Raw genomic sequence first — 13,107 nt, forward strand, 5'->3', positions numbered from 1 at the left:
AGATGCACAAGCGTGTTTCCTTCACTCCACGGCATCTGGTTGTTAACCTCCGCAATAATGCATACCGCATGCTTGATTAATGAATGAACCACGTCTACTGAAATGCCTAGGTTGCAAAACCCCTGCTTGTCAGGGGGTGAAACCTGGATTAGCGCCACATCGATTTGATTTTCACCAATCCAGCGAGGAATTTCTGATAAATTAATCGGAATATAATCGCAATCACCTGTTGAGTAGCTTGCCTTAAATAATGGTGTTGATAAAAAGGTGCGAATTTTAAAGGAATGAAGATGATCACTTCCTGCATATAAACAGGCACTGCCGATTGGCATATTATAAAGATACACATCTTCTAAACGACTACTTTGACGCACCAATTCTTCAACTAGTGTCTGCGGCTCATTACAAAAAGGCGCAATAAATACCTTTTGGCGTGACTGAATCAACGAAATCGCATCGCTTGTCGATTTTTTCTTTGCTTGAAACATATCCACGAATTTTTCAGCTCCAACCTTCTAAAGCAAGCTATTAAACTTGCAGATTCTCAACAATCGTCGTAATCCCAAGACCTCCGCCAATGCAGAAAGTGGCCAAACCATACCGCTCACCACGGCGTTCTAACTCATGAAGCAGTTTTGTCATTAACACAGCACCCGATCCGCCGATTGGGTGCCCTAAAGCTATCGCACCGCCATTAACGTTTACTCGATTCAAGTCAAGACCGAGCTCTTTGATGACAGCGAGAGCTTGAGCCGCAAACGCCTCATTCAACTCAATTAACGAAATATCGTCAAGTGTTAACCCAGCCTGCTTTAGTGCTTTTCTCGTTGCAGGTGCAGGACCGATTCCCATGATTTCAGGGGAGACACCCGCAACAGCTTGGGCAATGACTCTTGCTTTTGGTTTCAATTCATACTTTTGAGCTGCTTCGTCTGTCATTAATAACACAGCGCCTGCCCCGTCATTTCGGCCGCTTGTATTTCCAGCTGTGACCGTACCATTTTCCTTGAATACTGGTTTCAAGTTCCGTAATTTCTCCATATTTGTTTCCCTTGGATGTTCATCCTTATCAAATATAAATGAGTGTTCTCTCTGCTTCACTTCATAAGGTATGATTTGTGAATTAAACCGACCTTCTTTAATCGCTGCTTGAGCCAGTACTTGACTCCGTAAAGCAAATTCATCTTGCTCTTCACGGGATATCTGATACTTTTCAGCCAGATTTTCAGCTGTCATTCCCATTGTGAGATTGCCATACGTTTCGATTGGCTGTGAACGAGGCTGGCTTTCCGTATTAGAATCAAGAATTTCGGTATTGCCTACCCCAAAGCCATATCGTCCATTCCGGATGTAAAACGGCGCACGACTCATGCTTTCTGCTCCCCCGGCAATGACGATATCCGATAACCCGCACATAATTTGCTGTGCACCATTGTTAATTGCTTGTAATCCAGATCCGCATTGGCGATGGACCGTATATCCGGTAACTTCGATAGGTAATCCCGCTCTAAGTAAGGCGAGACGAGCTAAGTTCGGAGCATCCGTACTTTGCTTTGCGTGCCCAATAATCACTTCGTCAATATCCTCTTTTACGACTCCCGTTCGATTGATCACTTCTTCTATCACCTTTGCTGCTAAGAAATCCACATCCACATCTCTTAGACTTCCGCCTATCCTGCCGACAGCTGTGCGGACAGAATCAACAATCAGTACATTCTTCATTCCCCTTCACCTCTTTAGTCTATTAATAGGATCTTGGCAGCTTGAGCACATGCTCAGCGACATATGACAAAATAAGATTTGTTGAAATAGGCGCAACTTGATATAATCTAGTTTCTCTAAACTTACGCTCGACATCATATTCCTCGGCAAAACCAAAACCGCCGTGTGTTTGCAGAGCTGCATTAGCCGCTTCCCAAGAAGCATCTGCGGCAAGCAGTTTGCTCATGTTGGCTTCTGCTCCACAACTTTTACCTGAATCAAATAGAGCAGCCGCTTGAAAGCGCATTAAATCCGCCGCTTCAAGATTAATATGTGCACGAGCAATCGGAAACTGAATGCCTTGGTTTTGTCCGATTGGACGATTAAATACTATGCGTTCCTTGGCATAATTCGCTGCGCGTTCAATAAACCAGCGGCCATCGCCAATGCATTCTGCCGCAATTAAGATTCGTTCGGCATTCATTCCATCGAGAATGTAAGAGAAACCTTTGCCTTCTTCACCAATTAAATTTTCAACCGGAACCTCCAGATTTTCGATAAATAATTCCGTTGTCGCATGATTCATCATTGTTTTAATCGGTTTAATCGTCAGCCCATTGCCAACCGCTTCATTTAAATCTACTAATAGAACGGAAATGCCCTTTGTCTTTTTTTCAACCTGTTCAAGAGGTGTTGTCCGCACAAGGAGAATCATCAAATCAGAATATTCGGTTCTTGATATGAATACCTTTTGACCATTGACAATGTACTTATCCCCCTTCTTGACTGCCACCGTTTTTAACTTCGTCGTATCGGTACCTGTATTCGGTTCAGTTACACCAAAAGCCTGAAGTCTTAACGTACCATCTGCAATCTTGGGGAGATATTTTTCCTTTTGTACCTTTGAACCGTGCCTCAGCAGTGTTCCCATCGTATACATTTGAGCATGACATGCACCGGCATTTCCACCCGACCGATTCACTTCTTCAAGAATAATCGAGGCCTCTGTAATCCCAAGACCAGAACCGCCATATTCCTCAGGGATTAGTGCTGCAAGAAAACCGGCCTTGGTGAGTGCATGGACGAATTCCTCCGGGTAGGCATTATTTGCATCTAGCTCTCGCCAATAGGCATCTGGGAACTTCTGACACACCGAACGGACACTTTGTCTAAGCTCTTGATGAAAGGTATTCTTTTCTTCTAACAGTTGAGTCATTGATTTTCCTCCTCATTTTTAGGCATTCACAGAATGACTGGCAGCGTATTGTTTCATTAACTGACTGGCAATAATATTTTTTTGAATTTCAGATGTTCCTTCATAAATCTTCGTAATTCGGGCATCACGGTAATACCTCTCAATTGGGTATTCTTTGATATATCCAAGTCCGCCATGAATCTGAACTGCCTTATCCGCAATTCGGTTATATATTTCTGAACCCAGCAGCTTAATCATTGCTGCTTCCTTGATCACATTCATCCCTTCGTCTACCATCCATGCAACTCGATACGTCATAGACCGAAGCGATTCAATATCCAGTGCCATTTCGGCAAGGTAGTGCTGAATGATTTGCTGTTCAACAATTGGTTTGCCAAATTGAACACGTTCATGGGCATATTTCAGCGAAAGTTCCAGCAGCTTTTGACAGGATCCTAGATTTCTAGCTGCCAGTCCAGCCCGTCCATTTCCTAAGATTTTAAGTGCGTTAACGTACCCTTGTCCCTCAACTCCAAGGACATTTTCAACAGGAACCTCACAATCTTCGAAAAACACTTCTGATGAATGAGAACCGCGCAGCCCCATTTTTTCTTCTGTTTTTCCAATGATCAATCCCTTAGTGCCTTTTTCCACAATAAAAGATGTGATTCCTTTAGCTCCCTTTGCCTGATCAGTAATTGCCATTACGGTAAATACATCTGCAATTGGAGCATTGGTTATATAATGTTTGGAACCATTTATGATATATTTATCGCCTTTTTTGACAGCTACCGTTTTTAAAGCGGTTGCATTTGATCCGGCACTTGGCTCAGTTAACGCAAAAGCTCCCGTCAATTCTCCCGTCGCCATACGTGGAAGGTATTTCTGCTTTTGAGCTTCTGTTCCCATTTCTACAATGCCCACTGAGCCTATACCCGTATGACAGCCGATGACCGTTGTATAGCCATTATGTGTCCGGCCGATTTCCTCATACATCACACATTTACCGACCATGCCAATCCCAAGCCCTCCATATTCTTCTGGAATACTTAAGCCAAACAATCCAATTTCCTTACTCAATTTCATAATGTGTTCAGGGATGTGATCTTCCCTCTCAATTTGATCTCCTAGAGGATCAACCGTGTGATCAATAAAATGGCGTATATTTTTTCTCATATCTTCCAACTCGGCATCTACCTTAAAATCCATTCCACTCATTTCCCTTCGTAATAAATTTATTGTCTAGCCTTAAGAAGTAAACGCCGGATCTCGTTTTTCAAAAAATGCGTTGACTCCTTCGGTAAAGTCAGCTGATTCGAAGCATAAACCTTGTGCTAAACCTTCTAATGCAAACAGCTCATGCAGACTTCCATCCATCCCGCGGTTAACCAGTTTTTTTGTTAGTCCCATGGCCATGCCTGGTCCTGCAGCAAGCTTTTCAGCCATTTCATATGCATCCTTAAGCAACTGCTCATGCTCACTCACTTTATTAACTAACCCCATTTGCTTTGCTTGATCAGCCGTTATTCTTTCACCAAAAAGCATCACTTCTAATGCCCGCTGACGGCCTACCAATCGCGGCAGTAAATAAGCGGAACCTAAATCCGGGACTAAGCCAACCTTTATAAAGCTTTGGACGAAAAAAGCAGATTCTGAAGCAAGAATCACATCACATGCGAGGGCTATACTCGTTCCAGCCCCAGCTGCTGCCCCATTAACGGCCGCTATAACCGGCTTTTCTAAATTCATAATGGACTCAATCAACCTATGTCCAATATGAAGTCTTTTCCTTCCCGCTTCAGAGGTCACAGTTTGTAATGTGCGAAGATCTCCCCCAGCTGAAAAAGCCTTTCCTTCACCAGTTAGAATGACAACTTGTACGGATTCGTCAGCGGCCATTCCGGTAAATAAGTCTATCAATTCTTCACGCATCTCCATCACCAGTGCATTTCTAATGTCTGGACGATTCAATGTAACTAGGCATATTCCATTGTTCGTGCTGACTTCTACCTGGGTATAGGTCAATATTTCCCCTCCTCTATAGGATTGCTTTATTTCCCAACAAAGCGTGGCTTGCGTTTTTCAACAAATGCCTGTACCCCTTCGATGCGATCCTCGGTATCAATACAAACATTATAATGAACCAACTCTTGCTTCCTTGCTTCAAGTACCGGCATCCCAAACAATTCATCTGCCGAAGTCTTACAGCTCTGCACGGCAAGCGGTGCATTAGCGGCTATACTTTCGGCAAACTCAAGTGCTTGCTGTTGAAGGTTTTCAGACCTAGTCAGTCGATTCAACAATCCGGCTCGATTGGCTTCTTCTGCTGTAACAAAACAGCCTGTACAGAGCCATTCTTTTGCTAAATGCAGTCCAATTCGCTTTGACAGTAATCTTGAACCACCGCCTCCGGGCATAATGCCGCGTGTGACCTCTGGCAAACCAAATGTGGCAGTCTTCGCGGCCACAATGAAATCACAGTTCAACACCAGTTCAAATCCTCCAGCAAGGGCATACCCATCGACGACTGCAATTGTAGGTTGTTTGAGGTCAGCTAATTGATCATACATTTCTTCAAACAGTGCATGCTGGGCCCGCCACTCATCTTCTTTTAATTGATTCCGTTCTTTTAAATCAGCTCCAGAACAAAATGCTTTTGAATTAGACGAAGACAGCAGGACCACTCGGGCATCACTTTTGGCTATTTGCCGGCAAATCTCCAGAATTTCTTTTGCCATTTCAGTATGAAATGCATTTCTTACTTTTGGCCGATCGAGAACAATTTCAGCAATATTTCCGTCTACCCCTGTTCGTGAAAAGTGAACAAATGACATGGATATGACCACCTTTTAATAAATTGAAATTTCAGATATATCAAGCTATACATTTCCAATAACGCCATCCTCACGGAACTTCTCAATACTTTCAGTGGAATATTGAAAACGGGAAAGAATCTCGTCTGTATGCTCACCCAGCTTTGGTGATGGAGCATACAGCTCACCAGGAGTTGTCGAAAACTTGATCGGAAATCCGAGTTGTTTAATCGTACCTGCAACAGGATGATTCATTTCAATCAGCATTTCTCGTTCAAGCAGTTGTGGGTCAGAGAACGCTTCATCAAGATCATAAACAGGTCCAACGCAAGTATCTTCATATTGAAGTAAATTTAACCACTCGGCTTGACTCCTTGACTTGAATAGGTTGGACACTTCTTCTCGTAATTGAACCTGAATCTGTTCATCTCCATTTTGTAAAGCAATCCAATCTGGTTTATCAACCAATTGACAAATTTTTTCCCAAAATTTCTCTTCTAATGCCCCCACTGAAAGATATTTCCCATCGCTGGTTTCATAGACATCATAACAGGCATATTTACCTGATAATCGTGTATTCCCCCGTGTAGGCACCTCTCCAGAAGCAAAATACTCGGATGCAGAAGCATACAACCAGGAAACCGAACCATCCATCATGGATACATCAACATATTGCCCTTTGCCCGTCCGTTCTTTATGAAACAAAGCCATCATAATACCGGATAGGGCCATCAGAGCACCTCCGCCAATATCGGAAATTTGAACGCCAGGAACAACTGGCTTCCCCCCCTTTTCACCAATCATTCCCAAAATCCCGCTATATCCGATATAATTCATGTCGTGTCCTGGCAAATGACGATAGGGACCAGTTTGTCCATAGCCCGTTAATGAACAGTACACGATACCCGGATTAATTTCTGCAATTTCCTGATAGGAGATACCTAAGCGTTCCATTACCCCTGGTCGAAAGCTTTCGAGAATGACATCCGCTTTTTCTGCCATTTTTTTAAAAATAGTTTGGCCTTCCTTTTTCTTTAAATTTAGTGTGACACTTTTTTTGTTTCGATTAATCGTCAAATGCCTTGATCCGATTCCCTCAATTGCTGGGTTCCCCCAGCGGATATAATCACCAAGCTCAGGTTCTTCAATTTTTATTACCTCTGCCCCGTAATCGGCTAACAGTAAGGAACAGTAAGGTCCAGGCAGCAGCCGGGATAAATCAAGTACCGTTATTCCAGTTAATGCTCCCATATTTCTCCTCCACTCCATTTTGTATACGCTTACATAAAACGAAAAAGAATTCACAATCCTCCCTTTCACTTTCTCCAAAGCTTGACGGCGGCTGTAAATTCTTAGGTGTAATTAAATAGTTATCTTTCTGGTAATCTCATGTGCAACGTTCTTGGTCACTATCCCTTTTTCCAACAGTTCCGCTTTCTCAAACTGTGCGATTGAACCCACAAGGGCTATCGCCATCTCTACTTGGTTTGCTCCATTGAAAATTGGGGCAGCAATTCCGAATATTCCTTTAATAAATTCCCCGTATGTAATGTAGTACCCATCATTCCGGACTTTCTCAAAGTCTTCCTCAAACAGTTCATTATCTTGCTGGTTAGAGGACTTTACACCGATTTCTCTTTTTAAATAACCATCCCGCTCTTCTTTATCCATGTATGCGAGAAAACACATGCCATACGAACCGTCGATAATCGAAAAATGTCGTCCGATGGAAACATGTACACCATAATCCTCCCCCTCGACTTTTAAAACAAAGGTCAGCTTCTCCTTTCCCACGCGATTAACAAGGACTGAAGTTAACCCCGTTTCTTTAGTTAAGCTTTCTAGGTACGGTTTAACAATGGACAGATAATCCAAGTGCTCTTTGGCTCTTTCACCTAGCACAACTAAATAAGGACCAAGCGTATATCTCTTTTTATCCTTTTCATACCGGACAATAGCCGATTCTTCAAGATACTGCAAGATTCGAAAGCAAGTGGCAGGACTGAGCGACAAGGCATTCGCAATTTCTGTCAACGTACTTTCCTTAAAACGTTTGCGGCTCAGCAGTCTTAAGATTGCAAAGGCGTTTTCAACTGCAGGAACCGAATATTTGCGTTTTTCTTGTTTTTTTTCTCCCATCATTCCCTTTCACCACCTTGCAGATTATTTTATATATAAAAATTAAATTTCGTTCAATAAAAACTAGATTATTTAAAAATAATAATTAAGATAACTTTACAGTAACTTAATACCAGCCTTACAATATTCTGTTTTCTTTTGGGTACACTATCTATATACACGTAGTACTTCACTCAACACCTGGCATCTTGCTTTACTATAAACGGAGGTGAAGGAATATGGCTGACTTTTTTAACGCAATTTTCATTATTGTAATCATCATGATCTTTCTCAGAATCTTTATCACTGCCTACATGAAAATTGAAAACAGATAATGATTATGTAACATCCCCGCACCCTAGATTTCCTCGATAAAAATTTCCCATTTCATTAGAAACCTTCTTTTATCCTTTACGTCTAATAGAAAAGAATATTAGTCAATATGAAAAGGGGGCAGGTAATGAAAAAAGGGTTAGTCATCATTTTATTCCTTATTTTCTTAATTGGGATCTATTTTATTACCAGTCACTCAGACCCACCTGTACCAAACGTAACCACTAATAATAAAATCGTACCAACCGCACCAGCTTCTTATTGTTGGAATGGACTTTTACGTGCTGAGTGTGTTGATACAATCTCACCACCTGAGATTATTAAACATCACAATCTTAAACCGATTGTTGTATCAGCTGAAGCCAAAATAAAAGTTGAATTTAAAACCGAACCCCTTAAAGATACATTGAGAGCATCCATATGGATTCAGGATCAACCATCAGAGAGTGCTGTAATCAATCATCATTTCTTGACCGCACCCAAAGAAAAAGGTGTATATATATTCGATTTCTTCGCAAGTTGGGGAAAAGGTGATGCTAATTATGTGTTTGTTATTGAAGTTCAATAGAGTTAAAGAGGATCCTTTCTGCCTTTCTCCTTGTCATGATCAATAAGGAATAAAACAATCATCCTCGATAAAGAAGGATGATTGTTTGGAAACTTATTTAAATACCTCTGGGTAAATGGTTTTAGCAGCTAATTCAACGGCGTCCCCTATTCGTGGTCCAGGTCGGCTCATCATGCTTTCATCAAATTGATAAACCTGTCCATCCGTAACAGCTTTAACGGACTCCCAGCCTTTTCGGGATTTTATTTCACCGACTGGATCTTCGGTGTAGCTTACAGTTGTTGTGATAACAGCTGGATTACGCTTGATGACTTCTTCTTCAGATACACTTGGCCATCCTTCTTGATCTGCAAAGATATTCGCAATTCCCGCTTTTTCAAGAATTTCATTTTGAAATGTCCCATTCCCAGCTGTATATAATTCAGGTGATGGACTGATTTCAAAGTAGATAGCAGTTTTATTTACGTTTGCTACTTTCTCTGATACATCGGTAATTTTCTTTTTAATCGTTTTTATTAATTCACTGCCTTTTTCTTTTACATTCATAACTTGAGCTATTTGATTAATATCGCTGTATACCTCTTCAAAGGATTTAGCAGATTGAATAACGAATACTTTTATTCCAGCATCTTCAAGCGGTTTCAACGTGTCCATATCACCGATTGTATAGGCAATGACAACATCCGGTTTCAGGGCAATAATTTTTTCAGCGTTAATCGTCATAGAATCAGATACACGTTCGATTTTTGCTGCTTGGGCTGGATAATCATCAAATTCAGTAGCTCCAATCACTTTGTCCCCGGCATCTAATGCAAATAGAATTTCGGTATTACTTGGCTGAAGTGATACTACTTTTTCTGGAACTTTTTCAAACGTTACTTCTTTTCCTATGTCATCAGTTACCGTATACGGTAGTTTCTGACTGACTGCCGATTCCGTGTTGGTTACTGCCCCTTTATCTGATTTCTTTTCAGTTTCCTCGTTGCCGCAGCCTGCTAAAACAATAAAGACCGAAAGAAGGAGTACAACTAACCATTTCATATTTTTCATCATTTTTCCCCACTTTTCTAAAGTTACTATTTCTCTGGAACATTTACATAGGTGTAACGTCATAACAAATACTGATATGAGGGATTTCTTCTACATCATGCAATTTATTAACATAGACAGCTATAACAAAGAAAACATTGGCAAGCAAATGGGTGTAATCAAAAAGAATCTTAGGAATTTTTTGTTCTGTGCTTACTTTATGGAGCGCACGAACTGACTTTTTTGCCTCACTGCGGCAAGTATGTAGGACGCATGCAGCGGTTGTTCCTTGTGGAAGCACAAAGGTTTGAATCGATTCCTTGACATGATCACGATAAAAATCGTACATCGTACTTAAGCGATTCAAGTCCTCCTGGGTAATACCAATGCGTCCCCGGACTGAACCATTTAAGTTATAGCCCATATCACATAAATACAAAAGATCATTGTATACAACAGATATGTCTTTTGTTAATGAAGCCGCTAAACCAATACGTGTAGTCAGTGAATCCGTCCTAATTTCAAAATCCACAGTGGAAATAGACTCACGCATGTATGGATAGCACATAAAACGAAAATCTTTCTTTGGCAAAACGAGTCCCCTCCTTAATCGGTAAATGCAATGAATAAACCGCTGTATTTTCAACTAATAAGCCACAACGAAAAGCCGGCCAAAGGATATTGGCCGGCATAAAACCTCCTATTGTAAACACAGAAAAAAAGAGGTCTACGCCATACAATCCTCCTAACTTCCGAAGAGCAAAATACGATCAAAAAAGGGCAGGTCTCCTGGCTTGTGCATCACTTTACTCTAAGAACCTTCCCATTTACCTCTAATGAATAGCCGTTTCGTCCTCATTCATTAGAAAAACAGTGGTTTTCTCTTATTTCATTAGCACTTACAGTTGCGGAAACAGCTTCGGATTTACACCGAATTCCCTATTGTGCTGAATCAATCAGCACCCTTTTTCTGCGAGTTTATTCATTTACAGTTAGTATACCATATTCAGGATTTAATCACTGCTGTTTTCTCCATTTATGTCGTAAATAACGTTCCGTTTAATGCTTCCATATATCGTGATGCCGACTTTTGTACTCTTTGCTTGGCTTCTTCTTTAATCACACGGTTGAATGCGTCATATAATTTATCAAATTTGCATTCTTTTATTCTGCTTGAAATCCTTTCTACATTACCACTTGGAAGGGGAATGAAATTCGGATAACTGTACATAAAGCTTACCCATTGACGGTCAGCTACAACTCGAATAATATCACCTGTTAATAAAACTCCCTTCTGACTATTTCCATTTTTCCATTCCAATACTGTGCCTCCCTTAAAATGACCTCCTATTCGCTGCAGGATGATCCCCTCTTGCAATTCAAATGACTCACCAGACCAGAAAATGATATGTTCACTCGGTCTCGTCACCCATTCTCTATCATCTTCATGAATATAAATCGGGGCGTTAAAAGCTTCAGCCCACTCTACTTGACTAGAATAATAATGGGGATGAGATAAAGCAATCGCATCAATTCCACCTAAATCTTCAATTTGTCTAATCGTCGTTTGGTCAAGATAGGTAATACAATCCCACAATAAATTAAATTCTTTCTCTTTTAAAAGATAAGCAGTTTGACCAATTCCAAAACCTGGATTAGTGTTTATGCTATATAAGCGTTCTTCTTCAAAATGAATGATATTCTTATATGTACCCTCTTCAATCACCTTATCCAACGTTGTCCATGTCTGCCCGGTTGAACTAATATACTGTCTTTCCTCCCCACAAATCTTACATTCCTCAGGTACTTCAATAGAGCGTTCATACTGAACCCCACAAGTCTCACAAATATAATGATTCAAACAAACCCATCCCCTTTTTCCTATAAATATCCAATAATTAAAATTAGTAAATATAACCATATTATACTATACTTTTACAATATTCTACTTTGTCTATCAAAGAGAGCAAAAAAGAAGCCGAGTATCCCGACTTCTTTTCTCCTACTGGCCTTATTAAATTTTTGTTATAAATATCATAGTTAAGGACTTGGCATGAAACCGTGTAACATATTCAAGGATTTCCACTCACTGGGGTGGCATGTTTGGTCTATCGATCGTACCAAAATCCAGCAATATTAATTCCTTTCAATGTCTCTTCTTCTCCTTTATCATTCTCAAGTGTCAGAGAGCCTTTAGCATAAAACAGCTTCCATTCAAAAGAGCGCCCCTTAATCCGAAGAATTTCCACTACCGTTTCTTGCCGACCATCAGGTGTTTTCTTAGATGTTATTTTTACACATTCGTAATCACGTATGCACTGGTACATATCTTTACTGCTGATATAATCCTTAAACGAATCATCTGTTGGCACCCGAAATATAGATAAAAGAAGAAGACTAAAAATGGCTATAACAATCTTTTTAACTGTATTTAGCTCCCGTTCACTTACTAAAATTCCAATTACCGAATATAGAGCAATCAAGTATAGCCATTCCAACTCAAAAATACGTGCGCCAAAATAAGAGGCTGCTCCTCCAAAGCAAAGGTAGCTCAAAATTGACGAAGATGGAGAAAGTTCCTTCCATTCTTTTTTAACATCGCTTCGTAGAAATAGATTATAAAAGAAGAAGACTAAAATGATACTCATAATCAAATAGTCCAAAAATCACCCTCCCAATATTTTAGTCTTTTTAACTACTTCACTTCGGTTCTGATTTTTCCAAAAAACAGTGACGGTTCATTGGTTTCTTCATTTCCCACCGGCACCCGAATCGGTCCAAGCAGCGAACCATTCTTTAAATCCACAGACTCATTAACTAGTGTACTGATAAACAAGTTTAAGTCAGCTGAGTTTTTTTGCTGTTTTTTTGGATTAGTAAGAGAGGTACTAAATTCTTGAACAACAAACACCGCAAAATCCGCTTTTTGTTTTTTGGCCTCTAGCAGCGTACCGGCAATTCCGTGGAGCAACTGGTACCTTAGTCCTTCGATGTTTACATTATGAAATAATTGTTTCGCTAATGTCTCAATTCGTTGTTCTATCTTAGAATTAACAGAATTATTTTTCCTGCGTTGAGCGACGGTTATCCCAAACGGCTCGTCTGATTTCGCTTCAATGGAAATTACAAATAGGTGATTCTCCTTTTTAGCGTGCGCGGTGAATGCTCCAGCCATTCTTCGATAGAAGAAATTAATTTTCCAGAGAAACTCTTAATTTCCATTCAAACCACCCCCCTTTTTTTCCATAATTATACACATAATAAAGTGTTCTTGTCTCTTTCCTTCACCTTGGAAAAAAGTAAATAACAAAACAGCCCATCGTTACCGAAGGGCTGCTTGAATTATATAG

At 40.4% G+C, this 13,107-nt stretch carries 13 protein-coding genes, 1 pseudogene and 1 riboswitch; of the genes and pseudogenes, 1 reads left to right on the top strand and 13 read right to left on the bottom strand.

Translation table 11 applies throughout. From position 1 onward, the window contains the following. From WYK_RS04115 to WYK_RS04150, 8 genes and pseudogenes are all read right to left on the bottom strand, one after another. Positions 1-488 (bottom strand): annotated as a pseudogene (locus WYK_RS04115) (acetyl-CoA hydrolase/transferase family protein); the annotation flags it as partial. A gap of 40 nt (positions 489-528) precedes the next feature. After that, positions 529-1,722: a thiolase family protein gene (locus tag WYK_RS04120; RefSeq protein WP_040373332.1), complete on the bottom strand. Its 1,194-nt coding sequence runs from the start codon at positions 1,720-1,722 to the stop codon at positions 529-531. Between the two features lie 22 nt (positions 1,723-1,744). Next, positions 1,745-2,917 carry an acyl-CoA dehydrogenase family protein gene (locus WYK_RS04125; RefSeq protein WP_040373333.1) on the bottom strand — a complete coding sequence of 391 codons (1,173 nt, stop codon included), beginning with the start codon at positions 2,915-2,917 and terminating at the stop codon, positions 1,745-1,747. Positions 2,918-2,935: 18 nt separating this feature from the next. Then, a complete protein-coding gene (locus WYK_RS04130) occupies positions 2,936-4,105 on the bottom strand; it encodes an acyl-CoA dehydrogenase family protein (protein WP_040373334.1) in 1,170 nt (389 codons plus the stop codon). A 39-nt stretch (positions 4,106-4,144) separates the two neighbouring features. Next, the gene (locus tag WYK_RS04135) at positions 4,145-4,921 is read right to left on the bottom strand and encodes an enoyl-CoA hydratase/isomerase family protein (protein ID WP_040373335.1); all 777 of its coding nucleotides are present in this window, start codon (positions 4,919-4,921) and stop codon (positions 4,145-4,147) included. A gap of 26 nt (positions 4,922-4,947) precedes the next feature. Next, a complete protein-coding gene (locus WYK_RS04140) occupies positions 4,948-5,730 on the bottom strand; it encodes an enoyl-CoA hydratase/isomerase family protein (RefSeq protein WP_040373336.1) in 783 nt (260 codons plus the stop codon). Positions 5,731-5,775: 45 nt separating this feature from the next. Continuing rightward, complete coding sequence (locus WYK_RS04145) at positions 5,776-6,960, bottom strand: CaiB/BaiF CoA transferase family protein (RefSeq protein ID WP_040373337.1); 1,185 nt, start codon at positions 6,958-6,960, stop codon at positions 5,776-5,778. Between the two features lie 111 nt (positions 6,961-7,071). Then, positions 7,072-7,851, bottom strand: a complete 780-nt coding sequence (locus tag WYK_RS04150; RefSeq protein WP_040373338.1) for an IclR family transcriptional regulator — start codon at positions 7,849-7,851, stop codon at positions 7,072-7,074. Positions 7,852-8,287: 436 nt separating this feature from the next. Between WYK_RS04150 and WYK_RS04155 the strand changes: the two genes are divergently transcribed. Next, a complete protein-coding gene (locus tag WYK_RS04155) occupies positions 8,288-8,728 on the top strand; it encodes a hypothetical protein (protein ID WP_040373339.1) in 441 nt (146 codons plus the stop codon). Between the two features lie 93 nt (positions 8,729-8,821). Here the strand turns inward: WYK_RS04155 and WYK_RS04160 are convergent, their stop codons facing one another. The 5 genes from WYK_RS04160 to WYK_RS04180 form a co-directional block, all read right to left on the bottom strand. Continuing rightward, positions 8,822-9,781, bottom strand: a complete 960-nt coding sequence (locus WYK_RS04160) for an ABC transporter substrate-binding protein (RefSeq protein WP_040373340.1) — start codon at positions 9,779-9,781, stop codon at positions 8,822-8,824. Positions 9,782-9,821: 40 nt separating this feature from the next. Next, a complete protein-coding gene (locus WYK_RS04165) occupies positions 9,822-10,349 on the bottom strand; it encodes a hypothetical protein (protein WP_411837234.1) in 528 nt (175 codons plus the stop codon). Positions 10,350-10,519: 170 nt separating this feature from the next. Beyond that, positions 10,520-10,739, bottom strand: a riboswitch (cobalamin riboswitch). A 54-nt stretch (positions 10,740-10,793) separates the two neighbouring features. Then, positions 10,794-11,618 carry an MBL fold metallo-hydrolase gene (locus WYK_RS04170; RefSeq protein WP_040373341.1) on the bottom strand — a complete coding sequence of 275 codons (825 nt, stop codon included), beginning with the start codon at positions 11,616-11,618 and terminating at the stop codon, positions 10,794-10,796. Between the two features lie 247 nt (positions 11,619-11,865). Next, entirely contained in the window at positions 11,866-12,420 is a 555-nt protein-coding gene (locus WYK_RS04175) for a hypothetical protein (protein ID WP_040373342.1), read from the bottom strand. Between the two features lie 32 nt (positions 12,421-12,452). Continuing rightward, complete coding sequence (locus WYK_RS04180) at positions 12,453-12,932, bottom strand: DUF6946 family protein (protein WP_040373343.1); 480 nt, start codon at positions 12,930-12,932, stop codon at positions 12,453-12,455. Positions 12,933-13,107: the final 175 nt, after the last annotated feature.

The sequence above is a fragment of the Peribacillus psychrosaccharolyticus ATCC 23296 genome, from assembly GCF_000305495.1.
GTDB classification, from domain to species: domain Bacteria; phylum Bacillota; class Bacilli; order Bacillales; family DSM-1321; genus Peribacillus; species Peribacillus psychrosaccharolyticus.

Coding starts and splice junctions, on each gene's coding strand:
- WYK_RS04120 (WP_040373332.1), bottom strand. CDS start 1,722: ATGAAGAATGTACTGATTGTTGATTCTGTCCGCACAGCTGTCGGCAGG.
- WYK_RS04125 (WP_040373333.1), bottom strand. CDS start 2,917: ATGACTCAACTGTTAGAAGAAAAGAATACCTTTCATCAAGAGCTTAGA.
- WYK_RS04130 (WP_040373334.1), bottom strand. CDS start 4,105: ATGGATTTTAAGGTAGATGCCGAGTTGGAAGATATGAGAAAAAATATA.
- WYK_RS04140 (WP_040373336.1), bottom strand. CDS start 5,730: ATGTCATTTGTTCACTTTTCACGAACAGGGGTAGACGGAAATATTGCT.
- WYK_RS04145 (WP_040373337.1), bottom strand. CDS start 6,960: ATGGGAGCATTAACTGGAATAACGGTACTTGATTTATCCCGGCTGCTG.
- WYK_RS04150 (WP_040373338.1), bottom strand. CDS start 7,851: ATGATGGGAGAAAAAAAACAAGAAAAACGCAAATATTCGGTTCCTGCA.
- WYK_RS04155 (WP_040373339.1), top strand. CDS start 8,288: ATGAAAAAAGGGTTAGTCATCATTTTATTCCTTATTTTCTTAATTGGG.
- WYK_RS04160 (WP_040373340.1), bottom strand. CDS start 9,781: ATGATGAAAAATATGAAATGGTTAGTTGTACTCCTTCTTTCGGTCTTT.
- WYK_RS04180 (WP_040373343.1), bottom strand. CDS start 12,932: ATGGCTGGAGCATTCACCGCGCACGCTAAAAAGGAGAATCACCTATTT.